At 53.7% G+C, this 21,851-nt stretch carries 17 protein-coding genes; 11 read left to right on the forward strand and 6 right to left on the reverse strand.

Annotated elements, in window-relative coordinates; translation table 11 throughout:
• Positions 1 to 66: 66 nt before the first annotated feature.
• Entirely contained in the window at positions 67 to 1,197 is a 1,131-nt protein-coding gene (locus DQG13_RS20790) for a sensor histidine kinase (RefSeq protein ID WP_113021745.1), read from the reverse strand.
• Positions 1,178 to 1,882, reverse strand: a complete 705-nt coding sequence (vanR, locus tag DQG13_RS20795) for a VanR-ABDEGLN family response regulator transcription factor (RefSeq protein ID WP_113021747.1) — start codon at positions 1,880 to 1,882, stop codon at positions 1,178 to 1,180. Before vanR ends, DQG13_RS20790 begins: the two co-directional genes overlap by 20 nt.
• 589 nt (positions 1,883 to 2,471) lie before the next feature.
• On the opposite strand from vanR, the gene DQG13_RS20800 reads away from it, so the two are divergent.
• The 3 genes from DQG13_RS20800 to DQG13_RS20810 all read left to right on the forward strand — a co-directional run bounded on the left by DQG13_RS20800 (position 2,472) and on the right by DQG13_RS20810 (position 5,650).
• The gene (locus tag DQG13_RS20800) at positions 2,472 to 3,344 is read left to right on the forward strand and encodes a carbohydrate ABC transporter permease (protein WP_113021784.1); all 873 of its coding nucleotides are present in this window, start codon (positions 2,472 to 2,474) and stop codon (positions 3,342 to 3,344) included.
• Positions 3,345 to 3,346: 2 nt separating this feature from the next.
• Positions 3,347 to 4,168, forward strand: a complete 822-nt coding sequence (locus DQG13_RS20805) for a carbohydrate ABC transporter permease (protein ID WP_258525788.1) — start codon at positions 3,347 to 3,349, stop codon at positions 4,166 to 4,168.
• A gap of 81 nt (positions 4,169 to 4,249) precedes the next feature.
• Positions 4,250 to 5,650 (forward strand): ABC transporter substrate-binding protein, encoded by a 1,401-nt coding sequence (locus DQG13_RS20810; protein WP_113021749.1) that lies wholly within the window; start codon positions 4,250 to 4,252, stop codon positions 5,648 to 5,650.
• Positions 5,651 to 5,742: 92 nt separating this feature from the next.
• On the opposite strand, the gene DQG13_RS20815 is transcribed toward DQG13_RS20810, so the two are convergent.
• Positions 5,743 to 6,828 (reverse strand): hypothetical protein, encoded by a 1,086-nt coding sequence (locus DQG13_RS20815; RefSeq protein WP_113021751.1) that lies wholly within the window; start codon positions 6,826 to 6,828, stop codon positions 5,743 to 5,745.
• A 363-nt stretch (positions 6,829 to 7,191) separates the two neighbouring features.
• On the opposite strand from DQG13_RS20815, the gene DQG13_RS20820 reads away from it, so the two are divergent.
• The gene (locus DQG13_RS20820) at positions 7,192 to 7,977 is read left to right on the forward strand and encodes a TetR/AcrR family transcriptional regulator (RefSeq protein WP_258525787.1); all 786 of its coding nucleotides are present in this window, start codon (positions 7,192 to 7,194) and stop codon (positions 7,975 to 7,977) included.
• A 20-nt stretch (positions 7,978 to 7,997) separates the two neighbouring features.
• Here DQG13_RS20820 and DQG13_RS20825 read toward each other — a convergent pair whose 3' ends face one another.
• Positions 7,998 to 8,780 carry an ABC transporter permease gene (locus DQG13_RS20825; RefSeq protein WP_258525789.1) on the reverse strand — a complete coding sequence of 261 codons (783 nt, stop codon included), beginning with the start codon at positions 8,778 to 8,780 and terminating at the stop codon, positions 7,998 to 8,000.
• A 5-nt stretch (positions 8,781 to 8,785) separates the two neighbouring features.
• The gene (locus tag DQG13_RS20830; protein ID WP_113021755.1) at positions 8,786 to 9,673 is read right to left on the reverse strand and encodes an ATP-binding cassette domain-containing protein; all 888 of its coding nucleotides are present in this window, start codon (positions 9,671 to 9,673) and stop codon (positions 8,786 to 8,788) included.
• A 319-nt stretch (positions 9,674 to 9,992) separates the two neighbouring features.
• Here DQG13_RS20830 and DQG13_RS20835 point away from each other — a divergent pair, with 319 nt between their 5' ends.
• On the forward strand, positions 9,993 to 10,304 hold the full coding sequence (locus DQG13_RS20835; RefSeq protein WP_181592890.1) for a cadherin-like beta sandwich domain-containing protein: 312 nt from the start codon (positions 9,993 to 9,995) through the stop codon (positions 10,302 to 10,304).
• Positions 10,305 to 10,370: 66 nt separating this feature from the next.
• Here the strand turns inward: DQG13_RS20835 and DQG13_RS20840 are convergent, their stop codons facing one another.
• Positions 10,371 to 14,051 carry a glycosyl hydrolase 115 family protein gene (locus tag DQG13_RS20840; protein ID WP_113021759.1) on the reverse strand — a complete coding sequence of 1,227 codons (3,681 nt, stop codon included), beginning with the start codon at positions 14,049 to 14,051 and terminating at the stop codon, positions 10,371 to 10,373.
• A gap of 139 nt (positions 14,052 to 14,190) precedes the next feature.
• Between DQG13_RS20840 and DQG13_RS20845 the strand changes: the two genes are divergently transcribed.
• The 6 genes from DQG13_RS20845 to DQG13_RS20870 all read left to right on the forward strand — a co-directional run bounded on the left by DQG13_RS20845 (position 14,191) and on the right by DQG13_RS20870 (position 21,736).
• Positions 14,191 to 15,006 carry a helix-turn-helix transcriptional regulator gene (locus DQG13_RS20845; RefSeq protein WP_113021761.1) on the forward strand — a complete coding sequence of 272 codons (816 nt, stop codon included), beginning with the start codon at positions 14,191 to 14,193 and terminating at the stop codon, positions 15,004 to 15,006.
• Positions 15,007 to 15,136: 130 nt separating this feature from the next.
• Complete coding sequence (locus DQG13_RS20850; protein ID WP_181592891.1) at positions 15,137 to 16,894, forward strand: sensor histidine kinase; 1,758 nt, start codon at positions 15,137 to 15,139, stop codon at positions 16,892 to 16,894.
• Positions 16,869 to 18,440: a response regulator transcription factor gene (locus tag DQG13_RS20855; protein WP_113021765.1), complete on the forward strand. Its 1,572-nt coding sequence runs from the start codon at positions 16,869 to 16,871 to the stop codon at positions 18,438 to 18,440. Before DQG13_RS20850 ends, DQG13_RS20855 begins: the two co-directional genes overlap by 26 nt.
• A 178-nt stretch (positions 18,441 to 18,618) precedes the next feature.
• A complete protein-coding gene (locus DQG13_RS20860; RefSeq protein WP_113021767.1) occupies positions 18,619 to 19,953 on the forward strand; it encodes an ABC transporter substrate-binding protein in 1,335 nt (444 codons plus the stop codon).
• A 15-nt stretch (positions 19,954 to 19,968) separates the two neighbouring features.
• The gene (locus DQG13_RS20865) at positions 19,969 to 20,892 is read left to right on the forward strand and encodes a carbohydrate ABC transporter permease (protein ID WP_397334010.1); all 924 of its coding nucleotides are present in this window, start codon (positions 19,969 to 19,971) and stop codon (positions 20,890 to 20,892) included.
• 4 nt (positions 20,893 to 20,896) lie between these two features.
• Positions 20,897 to 21,736 carry a carbohydrate ABC transporter permease gene (locus DQG13_RS20870; protein WP_113021771.1) on the forward strand — a complete coding sequence of 280 codons (840 nt, stop codon included), beginning with the start codon at positions 20,897 to 20,899 and terminating at the stop codon, positions 21,734 to 21,736.
• The last annotated feature ends 115 nt before the right edge of the window (positions 21,737 to 21,851 follow it).

Raw genomic sequence — 21,851 nt, forward strand, 5'->3', positions numbered from 1 at the left:
CAGGCCGTATTTTAATATGGAGTTGTTTAATTCCTAAGAAAATCCTAAGATCAGATTGATCTTTTCCTAAGGCATGGCAGGTAAAGATACGGTAAAGGAAACGGTATTATCCTTGCTTTGGGCCACAATGGTTCCGCCATGCAGGGTGACGATTTCTTTGGCGATGGACAGCCCTAACCCGGAACCGCCGGTGTCGGAAGTGCGCGCTTCATCCAAGCGGTAAAATTTCTCGAACACAGCGGCCAGCTTGTCCGGCGGAATGGGTTGGCCTTGATTTTGAAAAACGATCTTGATATAACCCTCTATTTCCTCCGCGGAAATAATGATTTCCGTGTTGGGGTAGCTGTAAGCCGCCGCGTTTTTCAGAATATTATTGAATACCCGCGCCAGCTTCACCGGGTCGCCGTACACGGTCAAATTTTCATCTGCGCGCAGTACAGTGGTATTTCCTCTTTCGGATAGGATCGGATAAAACTCGTCTGCCATTTGCACAAGCATGTAGTAAAGGTCTATCGTTTCCCGTTCCAGCTTGATTTGTTGCAGGTTATACCGGGTGATTTCAAAAAATTCGTTGATTTGTTTCTCCAAGCGGTATGCTTTGTCAAGGGTGATGCGTGTATATTTCGCTCTCTGCTCCATGGGCATATCGGGAGCCTCGTCCAATAAGCTCAAGTAGCCAATAACGGATGTAAGCGGAGTCCTGATGTCGTGGGCCAAATAAACCACCAAATCATTTTTGCGTTGCTCCGCTTCCTGAGCGGCCTTTTTCTGTTTGTCCAGCTTGTCCTTGATGGTATTCAGACGATTTTCCATGAAATCCATCTCCGGGGAGAGGGAGATTCGCTCCTCTGAATCCTCCACAAGCCGGTCCATACTGGAGCTGATTTCATCAAAATATTTGGTGAACCAGGAGATAAAGAACCGGGAAAAAATGACCAGAAAAAACAGCGTCAAAAGCAGCAGAATGGTATCGATGTTATTGCGAAATACATAATGATAAATGGCCCGTGCGCTGGAATTGTCCATATAAAAAATAATGCTTAGGAATTGAACGATGCGGTCTCCAATCTGTCCGCGCAAAATAATCCGCAACAAAAAGACGGTAACGGCAGCAGTGACAGTAAGCAGCAGCATCTGTAAGAAAGCTTTTCGCTTCAGATTTGCATAATTGCCCTTTTTATTGCTTTTCAATTTTATAGCCGACCCCCCATACGGTCTTGATATACTTTGGTTTTTCTACAGTATCGCCCATTTTCTCACGCAGGTGACGGATATGAACGGTGATTGTATTGTTGCTTTTGTTGTAATACTCGTCCTTCCAAATCTCATGAAACAGCTCCTCGGCGCTCACCACACTGCCCTTTCGCTCCAATAAAATGCGCAGAATGGAAAACTCGGTGGGGGTCAGTTCAAGCGGTTTTTCATTCAGCAGGCACTCATGGGTGTTTACATCCATCACCAGGCCCGAATGAACGATTACAGGCTCAGTCACTGGCGCAGACTGCGCCGTGTTGTATTTTTTATAGCGCCGCAGCTGGGCTTTGACACGCGCTACCATCTCAAGGGGACGGAACGGTTTTGTCATGTAGTCGTCGGCGCCTAAGGTTAGTCCCGTAATTTTGTCCGTCTCTTCATCCTTGGCCGTCAGCATAATGATGGGATAGGTATGCTGCTCCCGTATTTTCCGGCAAAGGGCAAAGCCGTTGATGTCCGGCAGCATAATATCCAGAATGGCAAGGTCAAGCTCTGTTGTTTCAATACAGGCAAGAGCCTCCTTTGCCGAGTAAAACTTGAACACCTCATAATTTTCATTCCGCAGGTACACTTCGATTAAATCCGCTATTTCATGTTCATCGTCAACAACGAGAATGGTAGCGCCCATCATTTTCAGCTCCTTCAGACAGAACTCAACGTCCTACCATTTTACTAAATTCGGCAGCCATATTTATGATTTCCCGCATGAGAAATTATTAATTTTTTCATAAGAGCCTCAATTTCTTATGTTTGAAGTTCTACAAATTTCTTCCTATAGGGTTTACGGACACAGATTCCGCTATTCGGTGAAAAAAGGGCGTTTCGGTCTCCACACGGACAGACGATCCGCTATGGGGCGGAAAACAGCCGATTTGAGTGCTCAGAGGAGCAAATAACGAATCGAGAGTCCGCGAAATGTCCTCAAGCTCGCACATTGGACTAATAACGGATCGTCAGTCCGGATACAGCGTTGTTCAACGTCAGACCAGATAGCGGCCCCCTCACGGGTCCGACACAATTTAACAAACCCTTTAAGAATTTTCCATAAATTCCTTACATTCCATTGATACTGGCTAAATAGTCGCCCGCTACACTGGGTTAGAAACAAATTCTTACAAAAAGGTGGGATAGACTTGAACTCGTTGGAGGGAGAAATTTCCATCCTGGTGCCAACCATTGCCGCCAAGCCGGACCGGAAGACGCAATCGCTGCTCCACATGAAGCGCAAGGAGAATGTCATCGGTTATCTGTTTCTGGCGCCGTCGCTGCTGCTGTTTGGCATCTTTCTGTTCTATCCGTTGGTCCAGTCGCTTTATCTCAGTCTCCATCTGACGGACCCGCGGGGGAGGATTGCCGCCTTCGTCGGGCTGGAGAATTTCGTGAACCTTCTGACCTCGCAGGTCTTCTGGAACTCCCTGAGGGTGACCGGCCTGTTCACTCTGCTTACCGTTCCTGCCGGCATTGTTCTGGGGTTGGTGCTGGCAGCCCTGACTCATACAAGATTGCGCTACATGCGCGTGTTTCAGTTCATCTTTTCCCTGCCGCTGGCTCTGTCCGTCAGCACAACGGCCATTATCTGGATGATGCTGTACCACCCGACGCTGGGGATGTTCAATTATCTGCTCAGCATCGTTGGCCTTCCCGCCGTCCAGTGGCTTACGGACCCCTCTATGGCGCTTTTCTCTATCGCCATCATGACCGTTTGGATGCACTCAGGCTTCAACTATATTGTGCTGCTCAGCGGCCTTCAGGGCATCCCGGAGGAAATCTATGACAGCGCCAGAATCGACGGCTCCGGCCCGGTTCGGACCTTCGTGCAGATCATCTTCCCCCTGCTGACACCCACTGTGTTCTTCCTGGTGATCGTATCCATCATCCAGGCGTTCCAGGCCTTCGGCCAGATTCACATTTTGACCAAAGGCGGGCCTGCCGGCTCCACGGATGTATTCGTCTACTCGATTTACAAAGAGGCTTTTGTCAATTACCAATTTGGGACAGGCAGCGCCATGGCGCTTGTGCTGTTTGCCATCATTCTCATTCTGACGGTGATTCAATTTACGGTGCTGGAGAGGAAGGTGCACTATCAGTGAGTCTGAAGCGCGCTTCCAATCTCACCTTATACTATTTGCTCCTGGCCGCAGCGGGCGCGGTTATGATCTACCCGCTGCTTTACACCTTCCTGGCGGTGTTTATGACTCCGGATGAGGCGATGATGTATCCGCCCAAGCTGCTCCCGTCGGGTCTCTACCTGGAGAATATCCAAAAGGTGCTGGCGCTGATCCCGGTGTTCCGGTTCATCTCCAACAGCTTCACCATTGCTGCTCTCATTACTATCGGACAAGTAGTGACGGGGGCCATGGCGGCGTATGCGTTTGCGTATGTATCTTTCCGGTACAAGTCCTTCTGGTTTGCCCTGTTCCTGTCCACCATGATGATTCCGTGGGAAGTGACCATCATCCCTAATTATCTCACCGTCAAAAAATGGGGCTGGCTCGACTCCTACCAGGGCTTGACCATTCCTTTCCTGGCTTCGGCCTTTGGCGTGTTCCTGCTGCGGCAATTCTTCCTGCAGCTGCCCCGGGAGCTGTTCGAGGCGGCGCGGATGGACGGCTGCGGCCATATCCGGCATTTCCTGCGCATTGTACTCCCGCTATCCCGCCCGGCGCTGGCGACGCTGTCCGTCTATGTGTTTTTGCAATCCTGGAACATGTATCTCTGGCCCTTGCTCATCACGAACAGCACGGAGATGCGGACGGTCCAGATCGGAATCGGCATGCTGCAGTTCGAGGAATTCACCTCCTGGAACCTGGTCCTGTCCGGCGTCGCCATCGTGCTGCTGCCGTCCCTGCTCCTGCTGATTCTGGGGCTGAAGCAGCTGGTGCGCGGCATAACGGCGGGAGCGGTTAAGGGGTAAAGGGTTTAAGATGCCGGTGGTCTCCGCCGTCAGGCGGTTCACAGTATATATATCAACCATTAAGGGAGAGAGAAACCAAACATGAAACCAATGATGCGAAAAGGTTTTACGGCGGTCCTGGCTGCCGGAACATTAATGGCAGCAGCCGCTTGCGGAGGCGTTACGGAACCTGCCGCCAACGGTTCCGTTGCCTCGCCGGCCAACAGCGAAAAATCGGCGGCCTCAACCGCTCCAACGGACAAGAAGGAGCCGGTGAAGATTGTTTGGTGGCATTCCATGGGCGGTGAGCTGGGCAAGGCCATAGACAAGCTGGTGACGGACTACAACGCCTCGCAAACCAACGTCAAGGTGGAGGTTGTGTACCAAGGCACCTACGATGAGAGCCTTAACAAGATGAAGGCTTCCATGGACTCCAAGAGTGGACCCAACATGATTCAGGTGTTTGAAATCGGCTCCCGTTTTATGATCGACTCCAAGGCGATTACACCGGTTCAAACCTTCATTGACCAGGAGAAGTACGACCTGTCCCAGCTGGAAGAAAACATTCTCGGCTACTATACCTTCGACGGCAAGCAATATTCCATGCCGTTCAACACCTCCAACCCGATCCTTTACTATAACAAAGATATGTTCAAGGCCGCAGGCCTTGACCCTGAGAAGCCGCCGCAAACCTTTGAAGAAGTGAAGAAAGCCGCCGCTGCCCTTACCAAGGACGGCAAATCCGGCGCCTCCTTCGCCATCTACGGCTGGTTCGCCGAGCAGTTCTTTGCCAACCAGGGCGCAGAATACGTGGATAACGGAAATGGCCGTACTGCACCGGCTACCAAGTCCCTGGTGAACAGCGAAGCGGGGCTCAAGACCCTGAGCTGGTGGAAGGACCTGGTTGATACCAAGTCTGCTGTGAACCTGGGCCGCAAGACGGATGATACGAAGAAGGCTTTTCTTGCCGGACAAGTGGCTATGACCCTGGATTCCACAGCTTCTCTCCGCGGTATTGTGGACGCAGCCGCCGGCAAGTTCGAGGTGGGCACCGGTTTCCTCCCGAAACCGGAAGGCGCGGCCCAAGGCGGCGTGGTTGTCGGCGGAGCCTCCAACTGGATTCTGAACAATAAGCCGGAAGCGGAGCAAAAGGCGGCTTGGGAGTTTATGAAATACCTGGCGAAGCCGGATATCCAAGCTCAATGGCATATCAATACCGGCTACTTCCCGATTACGAAGAAGGCCTATGACGAGCAGATCGTCAAGGACAATATGGCCAAATATCCGCAGTTCAAGACCGCCGTGGACCAGCTCCATAACACCAAGCTAAGCAAAGCTACCCAAGGCGCGGTTATGGGTGTGTTTCCGGAAGCCCGGCAGCTTGTGGAAGGAGCCATTGAAGAGGCGCTCACCGGCAAAAAAGGGACACAGCAGGCACTGGACGATGCGGCCAAGGCCATTACCGAGAAGATCGGCAACTACAACAAGACCGTAGCGAAGTAAGGGCGGCGAACAGCCGCAATGAAAAAGCAGCCTTCCATTAAACAATGGGGCTGCTTTTTTTGCCGTCGGGAACAGATTTCCCCGTTGAAACGTCAGCTTCCGGACTTTAATGAGATTTTCCCATTCGCATACACAATATCCGCAATAAGTCCGGTTCCCGCAATGTCAAAATCCACAAACCCGCGCCGGGAGGATAGGGTTGCGTCAAACACGGACAGGCTGCCGTCATAGTTGTCGGCAAGAACCATGTCACCATCCATGCGGATGTATTCGAGGGTTATGACCTGTTTTGCCGCCGGATCAAAATAGGCCGCATGGGAACGGTGAAGCCCGGAGCCCCATGAATAGGTGAAGTATAATTCCTGCCTTCCGTCACCGTCCAGATCGGCCAGAGCCATGCTGGTCAAGCCAAAGCCGCCCAACCATTGGCCAAGGGGGTATACCTTGTCTTTATAGAGCAGAAATGAAGCGGCAGACGTATCATATTTGAAAATCCTGTAATCGGAATTTTCTTTGATATACTCCGGTGTGATGTTGTAGCATGTGTCCCGGTCAGAGCCCGATTTGAAATCCTGCTGCAGGGACAAAAAAGCATCCACATTGTCCCGGGTTCCGGCGATGGCAGCTTTCACCGGTATCCTTTCGTCAAGTCTGGCAAGCTTAAAGATGCTCCAGAAATATACGCTCTGTTGGATATTGGCGGTATTCGCCTGCAGCCTCGCCAGCCATATCTCGTCATCCAGCACATAGAGGCGGTAAGCGGGAACAGCAGACGGAGCGGTCAGCGTGTACTGCTTCCGCTCTTTGTACGAGGCAAGCTCCGGAATATCGGAGCTTTTCATAATGAGGCTGTTCTTGAACTCCTGCTCATCCACCGTTGACTGCTGCCACTCCCCGGCTGTCGCCACTTTTCGCTGATTACCGGCTGTGTCGGTTATGATGAGCGAGTTTTCGGTAAAGGTGTAATATTCCTCAAACCCCTCGAAGGCCATGAAGGAGCTTAGCGGATTCATGTAAATCTGCTTTTCAAACCTGTAGCTGCCGTACAGACTCTCTGTCTCCTTGGGCGGCTCTTTCACCGTTGGGCTTGCGGCGCATGCGGCGATAACGGCAATACAGGCAACGGCGGAGAGGGCGGCAAGCCATTTTTTGAGCATCTTCAAAAATAGCGCTTCCATTTCCATCCCTCCTCGTGTGGTATATGAACGGCTATCATTTATTTTAGATTATACACCAAAAGGTAAGGCATAACGACATAAGCTTCCATTTTTGAGAGCCGGCTGAAAATAGCTTATTAGGGCGTGTCTGAAAACTCGCTTGAGGGCATCTTTTACCGCCTTTTCGCCCCATGCTGCGTTGCTTTCGCTTGACGTACCCCCGGTACGCCTTCACGAAAGCGCCTTGTCTGGAACGAAAATTCGGCAAAATCTGCTCCCCTCGGAGTTATCAGACACGCCCTAGCAGCAGCGCCGACTGTAGTATATACTGTTACTGTATATGATACATACAATTGCCAGCATGCAAATGGAGGCTTGAATGACGTGTCGGACCGTGAAGGAATGGATGAGGATGTACTGAAAAACCTGCCGGGAGGCGTGGCGCTGAGCTGGGGAATCGTGAAGAAGCCGCGCAGGGGGCCGAAGGGCGAGCTTAGTATCTCCCAAATTGTCCAGGCGGCTGTGGCTATTGCAGACAAGGAGGGACTGGCGGCCGTTTCCATGAGCCGGGTGGCCCAATCCTTCGGCTTCACTACAATGTCCTTATACCGGTATGTGAACAGCAAAAATGATCTTCTCCTGCTTATGCAGGAGGCCGCAAGCGATATTGCGGTTCCGGCGGAAGGAGAAGCGGGAAGCTGGCGTGAGGAGATGCGGGCATACGTGAAGGCAAGTGTCAGGATGTTCCGGGAGCATCCCTGGTACGCCGACATTCCCATCAGCGGCCTCCCCTTGACGCCGAATATCCTTCGATGGATCGACTGGCCGCTGCGGATTATGAGGGAATTTCCAATCAATGATTTTGAAAAAATGGCATTTACTCTGCTGCTGAGCAGCTATGCCAAGGCATGTGGGATCATTGAGCGGGATGTGGATCTGGCCATAAAGTCCGGCGAGAGCATGGAGGCGTTCAGCGGCTTGCATTACACCGCTGCGCTCAAGGCATTGGTCGAACCAGAGAAATATCCCCATTTGTACCCGGTTCTGATGTCCGGCGCTTACACGGGAGAGGCGGAAAGCCCCATCGGCGATGATCTCGATTTTGGCTTGGAGCGGATACTGGACGGTATGGAGCAATATATCCGGACGAAAAGCTCTCCGGAGAAATAACCGTGCCATAGGGCATAGCACTAGCGGCGCCCCGTTTTTCTGCGGAACGCGATTGCGCACCAGATCAGAGAGAGCAGAAGAATACCTGCGCACCAGACCACCGCCAGCCAGCCGTTGTTCGCTATCGGCGTCCCCGAGAGCAGCGCGCGAATGGCTTCGATTACCGGCGTTATCGGCTGATGGTTGGCGACGCCCTGGAGCCAGGACGGCATAGTGTTTGTCGGTACAAATGCGCTTGACAGATAGGGCAGGAACAAGAGGGCAAAGCCGTAGCCGCTTGCGGCGGCGGGACTGCCTGTCACAAGTCCGATGGCCGCGAACAGCCAAGTGAACGCCAGGATAAACAGAAAGATAAACCCGAATGCGGCAGCCCAGTCCCCGAATCCGGCAGAAGGCTGGAAGCCTACCAGCAGCGCAACGCCGATGACGATGAAGGTTGCAACGATGTTGCGGGCCAGACTGGCCGCCACATGCCCCGTGACGACGCTTGCCGACCGGATCGGCATGGTGCGGAACCGGTCGATAATGCCGTTGGTCATATCCGTTGCCACATCCACAGCCGTACTGGAGGAGCCGTATCCCGCGCATAGAAGAATGATGCCCGGGACCACGTAGTTGACGTAATTGCCGGTGGGGTCAATCGCTCTGCCAAATATATAAGTGAACAACAGCATAAGCAGAATGGGAAGCAGGATTGCCATTAACAGCGCTTCGACGTTGCGCAGGCTGTGGCGCAGGCTGCGGCCGATGAATATGCCGTTAGTCGTCAGAAACGATGCGGATTTCATATTGGCTGCGGACATTTTCATCAGACCGGCACCTCCAATGGTTGAGCGGTTGTCAAGGCTACAAATACATCGTCCATGCTTGGCTTGCGGATGCTGATGCGCGTGTCGGAAGGGTACGCTTGGGCCAAATCGCCCAGCACTTGCCGCAGATCCGCGATGCTGCCGCTTGTGGGAATCGACCGCAACAGCTCGTCGCGACCATTCCTTAATTCAATGACCTCGCCGCCTACCCGCGCCTTCAGCTCCTCTGCGGTGCCCCGGGCGACAATACGTCCCCCGTGGATGACGGCTATAGTGTCGGCAAGCTCATCCGCCTCCTCCAAATATTGCGTTGTCAGAAAGATCGTGATGCCCTGCCGCTTCAGACGGAGGATGATTTCCCACAGGGCGCGGCGGCTAATCGTATCCAGCCCCGTCGTCGGCTCATCCAGGAACAGCACCGGACGGATGGTTGTGAGACTGATCGCCAGATCAAGTCTGCGGCGGGTACCGCCGGAATAGGTCTTTGCGCGTTTATCGGCAACGGCCTCCAGATCAAACTGCTTCAGCAGCTCGGCTGTTCGTGCACGGGCTTCGGCGGCGGTAAGTCCCGACAGCCGGCACATCATCCGAAGATTCTCCGCACCGGTCAGAACCTCATCAACAGCGGCGAACTGTCCCGTCAGACTGATGGAGCGTTTGACTTCATTCCGTTCACGGACAACGTCGAAGCCGGCCACCCGCGCCCAGCCTTTGTCCGGCGCCGTCAAGGTGGACAGAATGTGAATCAGCGTTGTTTTGCCGGCGCCGTTGGGACCGAGCAAAGCGAAGATCGTGCCGGACGGAACGGATAGCTCCAGACCGTCAAGCACCGCCGTGTTGCCGAAGGATTTGCTCAGGCCGTTTACTTCAATCGCATTTGAGGTCATCGTCATCACCCCTTCATTAATTGTATATCACATAAACAGTATATATAATGCTCCGTGTTTTCACGTCATTCTCCGGACTGATTTTTGAGTCGTTCCTCAGACTGCCGTGGGGTGCTGCTGGCCATCATCTTCCTGTTTGCTTTCGGCGGGATAATGTCTTTGGACCATCTTTGAAAATCAACGGAGTTTCTTTGTTTTCAAAAGATGCTGCGCCGGATGGAAGGGAAGGCCGTTGATGGGCCGAAATCAAAGATGGTACTATGAACATACGAAAGAACCGGTCCGGCAAACAGTATCCTTAGAGGAGAGAGGCCCGCATGTGGAAGCAGCCCAGCTTTTCCTTGCCAATCCGCAGGCGCTCTTAAAAAGTCTGACCGTAACCCCCGGGAGTCTCGCCTTTGCTCCGGAAACAGTCACCTATAATATATATGCGGGAAGCGGCGCCCCATCGGTTGATGTGAGGGCGGTGCCGGCATCTATGATGGTCCAGGATTTGCTGGTCAACGGAGCCTCCGTGGCCTCCGGTTCGGTCAGCATCATCCCGTTAATTCCCGGAACCAATGAGATTACCATTGAAGTGGCGGCCTTTGACGGCACGCGGAAGACGTATCTGGTCCGGGTAATTCGCTAGGCTGCCCCATCCATCCGACAAAAAGCCGCTATGCAACCCGATTGGGCCATAGCGGCTTTTACCTGTTTACTCCCGCACCGAATCCTTCCAATGCGCGTCAACTGGGGGCAGCTCGTCTCCCCGCGTCAGGTAGATCCGGTCCACACGGAGCTGGGATTTTCTTGCCAGAATGGAGAAAACATGCTCGCCTGCGGTAAGCTCCAGCTCGGACATGAAGCACCAATAATATATATATGCTGTGTTGTATGTGTGGAGATTGCCCTTCCTCGGCTGCTCGTCCAACGGTCTTGCCGCGCCATCCAGCGCCAGATAGCAGGAATCCGACTGGTTGTTGTAATGCCGCAGGAGCAGCCATACCTTGTACGGGCCCGGGGTGCGGATAACCATCCGGTAGTGCATCCCCGGAGCGGCCTCCGGCTCTTCCCAGAGGATGCCGGGAGGGGCCACATGCATGGCAAGGCCTGTGCGACCGTTGGTCTCCGCTTGCAGATGACTCCAGAACAGCGCCGCCGCACCCGCGGTTCCGGTATCCCCGGCACTTCCCACACTCCCAGCGCTCCCCGCAACCCCTGCAACCCCCGCATTCCCCGCGGTCCCCGGAGTGAGATAGGCGTCACCGGAATTTTCCAAGGCATATTCGGCCTCAATGGCCACAACACCGCCGGATTCTATAAATTTGCCTGCGCCGAACTCCTTGATCATATCCTTGGGTCCTGTGCTTTTCCAAAGGTCCGCATACCGCGCCGCTCCCAGCTCAGGCTGTGGAACCTGCGGGCAGGAGGTGAAGGTGGTATCCTTTATTTTGTGGAAGGTATCAGGCACATAGAGCATATTGGAAATCGGGATTTCCCGGGCTGCTGTCCGATACAGCTCCCGATTTACCTGCCCCAACTCCGCCCAATCCAGCTCCGGAGCTTCCAAGCCGTACTCCGCCTCCGCCGCAGGCCTCCCTATTCGGCTGCCGGGCGCGGGTCCCAGGCTGCTGTCTTTCCGCGCTCTAGTGTACAGCACCAGCTTGCTGACGGTTACATAATAATCCACCATATACAGCGTCAAGGAGTGTGCTCCGGCAGACAAGGGAGGCAGCTGCACCATCAGCTTTTCCCCGTTGTTAAAGACGCTTTCCTTCCATTGGCCCGTCCATTCGTCGCGGGTTTCCGATTCCACAAGAACCGGCGGATGGCCATCCACTCCAATGCCCAGGCGGACCCTGCCGGTGGAGTTCAAGGTCAGATTCCGGTGAATCTCCAGAACATGGCTTCCCTCCGACTGGAGGAAAAAGTCATACTCCAGCCGGGGCTGCTCCGCAAGCTCCCCGTCCAGGGAGCGCAGCTCCGGATGCCATGCCATTACGGCGGCTCCTTCGTACCTGCCGATTCCGGGCACCGTTACCCAGCCTGCCCCGCTGCCGTCGGCAACGGATCTGTCGAAGGCCGCAGCCGGTATGGAGACAGAGCCATCGGACTCCACATAACTTGCGAAGCCCTCCGGCAGGGCAACCGCCTCCCCGACCCTGACCGGGGCCAAAAATTCCACGCCGTTGCTATGGTCATAAACCGCAATAACCGCTTCCTTGCCGGCATGGATTTCAGGGGCCTGAATGGTTACAAGAATCCGTTTCTCCGTTTGAACCGTTCCCTCCGTTTCGGACAAAACAATCCAATCCGCCTCCGTCTGAAGGGAAAAGGCAATGCTTCCGGCGCCCTGGTTGCCCAGCTCGATCCATTTCTGCCTCCGGCCATAGGGAGAGAACAGCAGCGCTTCATCATCATTCCAAAGCGCCACACGCAGGCCGCTTCCTTCAATGCGCAGCGCAGGCTTGCGGGCAGGATACATGGCCGTTACCGGAGGGGGAAAGCTCTCCGGGGTCATGATGCCGTCCCATTTGCCCCCGGCCATAATTTTATTATAGTAGTGGATCATTCGCCGCTTGCCGTCCATCATTCTGGCGGACAGCTCCGTATACCGGTCGGCGGCCTGCATATTCCCGCGTTCGTAAGAGAGCACGCTGCGGTCCGCATAATAGAACTCATGGTTGATGTAATAGGAGGCGTGGATTTTCATCAGGAACAGCTGGAAGAAGGCCTCGCGCTCCTCCGGCGGCAAGCTCCTCAGAATAGCGTTCCCCCGCCGGAAAATCTCCTCCAACCGCACCAGCCTCCGGCCTGCCTCATCCCCGTAAGCCGTTTGGGAGAAAACCTCCGAGTTCATATGCTCGATCTTCCGCACGTTGGTAGCCTGGGCGAAGCGCTCATAAAGCTCCGCGGCTTCCGCTCCATGCCGGCCGGAGAAGTTGGTATCGATCCAATGGCGGGTAAACTGGAAGGCATCCTTGGTGATGCCCGTTTCCTTGCCTGCTTCCCAGCCGTACCGCAGGAAATATTCCATATCCTGCTCCACAGGCTTCAGCCCGCCAATGTTCAGCACCCAAAGCTTGCGGATGCCCGAGGCATAGGATTTCTTCAGTTCATTTCCCATGTGGGCAAGCGGCATGGAGCTGATAAACAGATAGCTCATGGCCGAGCCCGGATGGGCCCAATAGGAGCAGTGGAAATACAAGCCGTTGCCACCCTTGCGGCTCCGTTCCGCCTCATTGGGATACCGCCGCATGTGGCCGAAGTTATCGTTGGCCCAAACCAGGGTCATGTCCTCAGGCAGCTCCAGGCCGTGGTCATACAGCGTCAGCACTTCTTTATAGGGGATAAAGGTTTTCAGCGCTTCGCCGCTTTTCCGTTCTCCCAGCACGTCCGTCAGAATCTGCCGCTGATCCCGGATGACTTGGCCCAGCAGACGGACCTTGGCGTCCACCTTCTCCTCCTCGGTGAGGGAAGCATCCTCATTGATGGCCCGGGTCACAAATCCGCTGTCATGAATCCCGCGCATGCCCATGGTGAAGCTGACCTCATAGCGCTGATTGGTTTCCACACTCTCCCGCCAATATTCCTGGAGGATTTCCCGGTTCCGCCCTTCGATGGAATAATCGTAGACCGCATCCGTATAACCCTTGGCGGCAATCCACGGCTTCCATTCGTTCTGGTTGCTGCGCAAGAGCATATCGCAATGGGAGGTGCCCACCACAATGCCCATCTGCTCTGCAAGCCTGCCGTTTTCCGGATTTCCGTTGAAATAGTTCACATGCATAGCCGGCCAGATGTAATTGGCCTTCAGGCGCAGCAGCAGCTCGAAAATCCGGCGGTACGTATAGGGCCCGATGGTGCCGTCCGGGGTATGCTGCTTGGCCCAGTCATCCAGCTCCTCTTCATCATTAATGAAGATGCCGCGGTATTGGAGGGAGGGCCAGTCCGCTTTGCTGAGATTGGCAGGGACATAATAGGCTTCTTTTTTTTTAACCGGCACATCCGCCCAATAATACCAGGGAGAAACGCCCATATCCTCGCACAAATCATAAATCCCGTAAATAACCCCGCGCCTGTCCGTTCCCACGATGTACAGCACGCCGTCCGCCGCTTCCTGCAGAAAAGCCTCCCACCGCCAGGAGCCGTCCTCCTGCTTCAGCTTGTCTGCGGATAATCCTTTGCTGCGGATCACCGGCTCCAGCTGCTCTACGGTTCCGATCACGACGCTGCATTGCTCCATATCGGGAGAGAGGACAGCCAAACAGCCGCATACGGAACCGATATCCCGCAGCAAATTGTCCGCCGCCAGATGAACCGCTTCATTTTCCGAAGGGGATACGTAAATATGGACTGTCTTATGCTTCGCAAATAATTCAAGGGATGGTTGCATCTCGTCAAATCTGCCTCCTTTGAAGGGGTTCATATCCTCCACTATAGCCGACATCTGGACAATAATCTTTTAAAATATTGCCGTTTTGGGTTTTTGTTGTATTATATTGCTATAACCGTAAGCAAGGAGAAGGTGCAGAATGAACAGCCCCGACTTGTTCCGCACAGACCCGTTTTTTTATATGGAATACACCAAGCATGATGCTCATCACCGGATGCCGGATTTTCATTACCACAACACATATGAGTTATATATTCTGGAAGAGGGCTGCCATCATATGCTGGTCAATGATTCCATCTACGATGTCACCCGGCATGATGTGGCCTTGTTCAAGCCCCATGTGCTGCACAAAAGCCGCAGCAATCAGGCCTGTGCCAGAACCTGCGTTTATTTCACGGACCGGTTCCTGCGCCTCTATTTTACCGAACGCGCGGCCAAGGCGCTTCTGTCCTGCTTTGACCGGGAGGTCATTTCGCTGAACAAGGAGTCCTTCCCGCGGGTAAAAAAGCTGCTGCTCCTGCTGGAGAAGGAAAACGCCGTGGACCCGGATAACCGGATTTTTGTCCATCTGGCGGAGATTCTCCATATTCTGAATGAAAACAAAAGCGTGCCGAGATTGGAGCAGCCTCCGCTGGCCCATGCCAAGTTCGCACCCATTCTGTCCTATCTTCACCAGAACTACAATAAAATTACCCATATCCAGGAAATCGCCGACCATTTTTATATGTCCAAATATTATTTGTGCCGCATCTTTAAGGAAGCCACAGGGGTGACGCTGACCCATTATATCACCAACATCAAAATCCAGAACGCCTGCCAGATGCTGGCGAACACGGATCTGTCCATTCTGGACATCGGGAACGCCTGCGGCTTCAATTCCTCCATGTACTTTTGCAAAATCTTCAAGGAAGCCTTGTCCGTCACCCCCAGCGAGTTCAGGAGGAATGCGCGGTGAGGAAACCCGGTTATTTTCACCCAAAAACCCGGTTAATTTCATGTTCAATTTCATCGTTCCGCTGTTATGATGGAATGACAGGCAGCCCGCAGATTGAAGTGTCCCGGGCTGTTTGATGTTTAAAGGAGGAATGGGTATCATCCGGAAGCTGAAAATCAAATACCAGCTGATGATTATTCTGCTTGTCCTTCTCAGCATCGTCTGCTCTATTTTCCTGTTGGCGCTGCAAGTCTCTTTTCTCATTTATGACAAGCAGCTGTACCAGCAGCTGGAGCGGTCGCTTAATCTGTCGGTCTCCGATATTCAGAACGAAATGGATAATATGGAGAAGCTTTCCCTGACCGTCGCCTTGGATTACCGTATCCAGGAGCAGCTTCAACTGATCCAGAAAACCTCCGGCACCTACGAGAACGTCAAGGAATTGGAGGAGTTCCGCAATACGATGATGGTCTATCTGCTGTCCGAAAAGTATCTCTCTTCTATTCGGTTTGTAGGCCATGGAGGGTATGAATTTGCGGCCGGCCAGGACAACATTCTGTTGGATGACAGGCTGAAGCGGGAGGCGCTGGAGAGGGCGGCTCTGGAGAAGGGAGGGATGGCGTATGTGGAGCCTTCGGAGCATTCCCCCTATGTGCTGGGGGCAAGAGAGGTGCTGTCCATTCGCAACACCAGCCTGGAGGATCTGGGCACACTGCTTCTTCAACTGAACCTGGCCCCGTTGGTGGAAAAGCATTTTGGCGAGGTGGATGACCGCTCCAATCTGTACATTCTCTCAGACGGAAGGCTGCTTTATTCCTGGGGGAATGACCGGCGTTTGACGGAAGCGGACCTGGCTTTTCCCGACAAACAGGGCTACCGGATCGCCAAGGCCGGGGGCTGGAGATACTTTGTGGCCTATACCACCTCCGATGCCACAGGGTGGACCTATACTACGGTGCTTCCCTACGATTATATTTTCAGCAAAAAAATCCAGCTGCGCAATGTGCTGTTCCTGGTTTTTGCCGTCCTGTTCGTCTCCGCCATCTACACCAGCTACCGCTTCGCCCATACCATTACCAAGCCTATCGAGGCCCTGGCCTCCTCCATGAGGATCGCCGAAAGCGGCGATTTCCAGCAGCTGAGTCCCGCCGCGGAGAAACAGATGCGCACTGACGAAGTGGGGTACCTCCAGCGCCGGTTTACGGTGATGATCCAGCGGATTCAGTATCTCATCCGGGAAAACTACGAGAAGCAGCTGGCGTTGAAGGATACGGAATACAAGGCTTTGCAGGCCCAAATCAATCCCCATTTTCTCTATAACACCCTAAGCTCCATCAACTGGATGGCCCGGAGGAATGACCAGACGGACATTTCCAAAATGGTGGAGGCCCTGTCCCGGCTCCTGCGCATCTCTATCAGCGAGAAGGCATCGGTGATATCTCTGGGGGAAGAAGCTGACATTCTCCGGGATTATATGCATATCCAGCAAATCCGGTATACGGACCGTCTGGCCTTCCGGATTATGATCCCGGCCGGATACGATAATTGCCCTATTCCCAAGCTGACCCTTCAGCCCATTGTGGAGAATGCCATCAAGCACGGGGTGGAGATGATGCTGGAGCCATGTTGCATCACCGTTCAGGCGATGGAGGAGGAGAATGCTCTTTGCATCGTCATCACGGACAACGGGCCGGGAATGGATGAAGAGACGGTCCGGCGGCTCAACCGCTTTGAATACAAATCCCAGGGAACGGGCATTGGACTGAAGAATATCCATGAGCGCCTGCAGCTGCTGTTCGGGGCTGACTACGGAATTCATTGCGACAGCAGTCCGGGAGGCGGCACCGCCGTAACCGTTAGACTTCCGAAGGAGGGATTGACCCATGCTGAAGGCATTATTGGTGGATGATGAGCAGCTCGCCCGGGACAGTATTTCGCGGCTGGTGAACTGGGCCGGGCTGGGCCTGGAATTTCTGGGAGCGGCCAAAAACGGCATTGAAGCGCTGGAGCTCATCCGGCTGCACCGCCCCCACATTGTGCTCACGGATATCAAAATGCCGGTAATGAGCGGTTTGGAGCTGATCCGCAGAGCGAGAGAGCTGTGTCCCGATACGGTGTTTATCGTACTGTCGGGGTACGGGGAATACGATTATACCAGCGAAGCCATGCAATACGGAGTCCGCAGCTATCTATTGAAACCCAGCAATGAGGAGAAAATTACCGAGGTGCTGCTGGAGGCCATAGCGGAGGTCGGAAACAGAGAGCGGGACAGGCGGTTTGTGGCCCGGCTTCAGCATAACCTGGAGAAGGTGCTGCCCCATGTGAAGGAGCAGTTCCTCCGGGATATTGCCTTAACCGGCGTGTACAATAAGCAGGATTGCGATTATTTTATGGAGCTGTTCGGAATCACCGATCAGACCTTTCAGCTGATTTTGTTCAAGTATGAGAAGGAAGCGGATTATATCGAGAAGTTTGCCCTGAAAAATATTGCGGAGGACGTGTTCACCCCGGAGCGGGTTTTTCTGGACACCATTATCGAGGACAGTATTCTGGTGCTGGCCGCCGCCATGGAACAGGAGGAAATGAACGGCCTGCTGAGCCGGATCAACTCCGTATACAAGCAGTATTACCGCATTGAGCTGTTTGTTGCCGTCAGCGACAGAGGCGGTTTTTCGGGTATCCGCGGCATGTACAAGCAGGCCAGGGAAATTCTGAACTACCGGTTTTATTTTACTGAAGGCTGCATTCTGACCTATGGCGATGTAGTGGTCCGGGACCGGCAGAAGACTGCGCCGGACATACCGCTCTTGACGGAGGAACTGGCCTCCCACGTGAAAGCCGGGAACAAGGAATTGGCTATGCAACGTTTGGAGGAGCTGTTCGCCCAACTGGAAGGGGCCGGATTGGAACGCAATCAGATGAAGGCGTACTGCATGGAGCTGTATCTGGCGCTGGTCAGACAGGGGAGCGACCAGGATGTAAGCGACTATCTGCCGGGTGTGGTCCGGTTTCAGGAATTCACCCATGCCGCCCAGGCATTGGAGTGTCTCCGGCAGACGGTGCAGGACATTGCCGGCCGCAATTACGAGGCCACCGCCAGCAAGCAGGTCTCTTTAGTTGAACGGGCCAAGCAGATTGTCGGGGAGCAGTTGGGCAACCCGGAGCTGTCTCTGCAGTGGATTTCCCGGGAGGTCCTGTATGTGAATGAGGATTATTTGGGGAAGCTGTTTTCCAGGGAAAGCGGCGTCCGGTTTTCCCAATATGTGCTCAAGCGGCGGATGGAGCTGGCTATGGAGCTGCTGCGGACGAGAGCGGATCTGAAGGTTTACGATATTTCCAGGATATCGGGCTTTCCGGAGGATGCCCAGTATTTCAGCAAGGTATTCAAGAAGCATACGGGCATGACTCCCACCGAATATATGAAGGCCGGTCTGAAGGAATTGCCGGAGGCATGATGCGTCCGGCAAAGATCGGTTATTTTCAGACAGGAGGTCGGTTAATTTCATTCTCAAGAGCCGTCCCCGGTTGGTAAGATAAAGACAAGGAAGGCGCTTCGAACCTTTCCGGGCCCGAATGGTTGGATACGCTTACTCCGTCATAAAGAAACCTTAATCCCAAGGGGAGGTTCCAGATATGAAAAAGAAGCTTTGTACGGTTGCACTGGCGGCAGCCGCCGCCGCTTTGGCGGTAACGGGCTGTTCGGGTGGGAACAGCGCAGGCAGCTCCGCTTCACCGAAGGAAACCCAAGGAGCTGCCTCAAGCGCTCCCAAGCCGGCCAATTTGCGGGTATACTGGTGGGGCTCCCAGGTCAGGCATGATGCTACAATGAAGGTGCTGGACCTGTATAAGGGCAAGAATGCCCATATTACCTTTGAGCCGGAGTACCAGGGCTTTGACGGCTACTACCAAAAGCTGACCCTGCAAGCGGCCTCCAACAATATGCCTGACGTGATGCAGTTCTATGTCGGGGCGGGAGACACGGACCAGTTCATGACCAAAAATCTGGTGGCTCCTCTGGATGATTTGATGGCCGGCAAGGTGCTGGATTTAAGCGATGTCAGTGAAAGCATCGTATCCACCGGCAAGCTGAACGGAAAGCTGTACGGCGTCCCCCTGGGTGTCAACGCCAAAGCCATGGTGGTGGACCCGGCAGCGTATGCCAAGGCCGGACTGACGGTTCCCGAGAACGGCTACAGCAGCTGGGAAGCGCTGGCCGCTGATCTGGAAAAGCTCAAGGCCGTCACCGGCGCATACGGTGCGGATGAGCTGATGGACGTCAATTTCATGATGCCCTACTATATGCGCCAGATCGGGCAGGTCCAGTATGCGGCTGGAACGGGCATCGGATTTGACCAAAAGGCGTATGTGGATTATTACACCATGAAGAAAAAATTCATGGAGAATAAATCCATGGTGCCTCTGGATGTGGCCCTGACCATCAAGTCCCCCGAAGAGACCATGCTGGTCAAGGGGCAGTCTGCCGTAACAACTATCTACACCAACCAGTATCCCGGTATTGTCAAAGCGGCAGGCAGAGAGCTGAAGCTGATTCCCCTGCCGGGTCCCAATGCAGCTAAGGCCATGGATTTGCGTCCGGGCAACCACTTTGTCATTGCCGAGAATTCCAAGAACAAGGAAGAGGCGGCCAAATTCATCAGCTTCTTCATCAATGATGTGGAGTCCAACAAAATTCTCAACGCCGAACGCGGCATGCCCATTGCCGCCAAGGTCCGGGATGCATTGAAATCCGGCTTCTCCGCCGAGCAGAAAACAGTGGCCGATTATATCGACAAGGTGGCGTCCAACAGCAGTCCCATGGACCCGCCCGCACCCGCCGGTTCGGCAGAAATCGAGAAGCTGATGAAGGATCTGGAGCAGCAAATCCTGTTTGGCAAAATTACGCCGGAAAAAGCCTATGAGCAGCTGAAGAAGGACGCGGCAGCCATCGTAGCCAAAAACAAAAGCTGATTTGCGGATAGGGCGGTGAGTGGAATGGCAGCCATACCGGCATTGGCCAAAAAAAAGCATGATTACGAGAACGGGGCCGGATATCTGTTTATTCTGCCTTGGATTATCGGCTTCCTGGCATTTACATGTATTCCCTTTATGTTCCTGATCTATTTTTCCTTTACCAAATATGATTTGCTCTCGTCCCCGCGCTGGATCGGGCTTCAGAATTATATCCACATTTTTACCCATGATCCCAAGTTCCTCACCTCATTGAAGGTGACCTTCCAGTATGTCATTACCGCCATTCCCCTGCGGCTTGCGGTGGCGCTGTTGATTGCCATGCTGCTGAATACCCGGAACAAGGGGATTGGGATGTACCGCACCGTGTTCTATATCCCGTCCATTATCGGAGGCAGCGTGGCGGTAGCGGTTATGTGGATTCAGCTTTTTGCCCGGGACGGGGCGGTGAACGCCATTGTGGAGATCGTCACCGGCGTCAATCCCGATGTATCCTGGATTGTCAATCCGGATACGGCCATGTGGAGTCTGGTTCTGCTTGCTGTTTGGCAGTTCGGCTCCCCGATGGTGATTTTTCTGGCAGGGCTCAAGAATATCCCCGAATCCTACTATGAGGCAGCCATGATGGACGGAGCCAACGCTTTCCGGCGCTTTATGAAGATTACGCTGCCGCTTCTAAGCCCGGTCATGTTCTTCAATCTGGTGATGCAGATCATCAACGGCTTTATGACCTTCACGCAAGGGTTGATTATTACGGGCGGAGGTCCTTTGGACAAGACGCTGTTCTATCAGCTGTATGTGTACCGGAGAGGCTTTGAATTTTTTGAAATGGGCTATGCGGCGGCACTGTCCTGCATCATGCTGGTCATTGTCGGGGTGGCTACCGCCATCGTCTTCCGGACCTCCTCCAGATGGGTTTATTATGAGGCAAAGGAGTGAGACCATGAAAAACCGCATCATGCCCAAAGTGCTTTTCCAAATCGTCTGTCTGTGCCTGACCATGGTCTCCTTGTATCCAGTGCTCTGGATGATCGCCAGCTCGTTTAAGGAAAGCTCACGGGTGTTTGTGGATGCGTATTCCTTGATTCCCACGGAATGGCATTGGGAGAATTATACCCGGGGCTGGAAAGGCTTCGCAGGGCTGTCCTTTGCCGTTTTTTTCAAAAACACCATTGTCATTGTCGCCTTGTCGGTCACCGGGACGCTTCTGTCCTGCTCCCTGATCGCCTACGGCTTTGCCCGGATCAAATTCCGCTTTAAGAATTTCTGGTTCGGTACTGTGATGCTGAGTGTGCTGCTGCCCGGGCAGTTGATTCTGATTCCCCAGTACATTATCTTCTACAAAATCGGCTGGGTGAATACCATTCTGCCGCTGGTGGTCCCCATCTTTCTGGGCAGCGCCTTCTTCATCTTCCTGCTGCTCCAGTTTATGCGCTCCATCCCCGTGGAACTGGATGAATCGGCCAAAATCGACGGAGCCAACCGCTTCACCATCTACACCCGGATTATTCTGCCCCTGGTAGTGCCGGCGTTGGTGACCTCGGCCATCTTCGAGTTCTACTGGTCCTGGGATAAATTCTTCGAGCCGATGGTATATCTGGGCAAGCCCAAAATGTATACCGTCAGCGTGGCGATGCGCCTGTTTGCCGATCCCAGCACCCAAACGGACTGGTCGGCCATGTTCGCCATGGGCACCTTGTCGCTGCTTCCTCCCATTATCGTGTTTTTCATCTTCCAGCGCTACATCGTGGAGGGGATCAGCACTACGGGGCTGAAGGGGTAGCCGGTATATTTCCCTGATTGAGAAACGCTTCAGAAATGGAGCGTTTTCTTTTTTGTATACGAAAACCCCCAGTTCGACTGGGGGTTCTAAAAAGCTTAAAGCTATGAGTAGTCCA

The sequence above is a fragment of the Paenibacillus sp. YN15 genome, from assembly GCF_003285005.1.
Lineage (GTDB): Bacteria > Bacillota > Bacilli > Paenibacillales > NBRC-103111 > Paenibacillus_AR.

Coding starts and splice junctions, on each gene's coding strand:
- DQG13_RS20800 (WP_113021784.1), top strand. CDS start 2,472: ATGAAGCGCAAGGAGAATGTCATCGGTTATCTGTTTCTGGCGCCGTCG.
- DQG13_RS20830 (WP_113021755.1), bottom strand. CDS start 9,673: ATGACCTCAAATGCGATTGAAGTAAACGGCCTGAGCAAATCCTTCGGC.
- DQG13_RS20815 (WP_113021751.1), bottom strand. CDS start 6,828: ATGGAAGCGCTATTTTTGAAGATGCTCAAAAAATGGCTTGCCGCCCTC.
- DQG13_RS20855 (WP_113021765.1), top strand. CDS start 16,869: ATGCTGAAGGCATTATTGGTGGATGATGAGCAGCTCGCCCGGGACAGT.
- vanR (WP_113021747.1), bottom strand. CDS start 1,882: ATGGGCGCTACCATTCTCGTTGTTGACGATGAACATGAAATAGCGGAT.
- DQG13_RS20870 (WP_113021771.1), top strand. CDS start 20,897: ATGAAAAACCGCATCATGCCCAAAGTGCTTTTCCAAATCGTCTGTCTG.
- DQG13_RS20860 (WP_113021767.1), top strand. CDS start 18,619: ATGAAAAAGAAGCTTTGTACGGTTGCACTGGCGGCAGCCGCCGCCGCT.
- DQG13_RS20810 (WP_113021749.1), top strand. CDS start 4,250: ATGAAACCAATGATGCGAAAAGGTTTTACGGCGGTCCTGGCTGCCGGA.
- DQG13_RS20825 (WP_258525789.1), bottom strand. CDS start 8,780: ATGTCCGCAGCCAATATGAAATCCGCATCGTTTCTGACGACTAACGGC.
- DQG13_RS20850 (WP_181592891.1), top strand. CDS start 15,137: ATGGGTATCATCCGGAAGCTGAAAATCAAATACCAGCTGATGATTATT.
- DQG13_RS20845 (WP_113021761.1), top strand. CDS start 14,191: ATGAACAGCCCCGACTTGTTCCGCACAGACCCGTTTTTTTATATGGAA.
- DQG13_RS20840 (WP_113021759.1), bottom strand. CDS start 14,051: ATGCAACCATCCCTTGAATTATTTGCGAAGCATAAGACAGTCCATATT.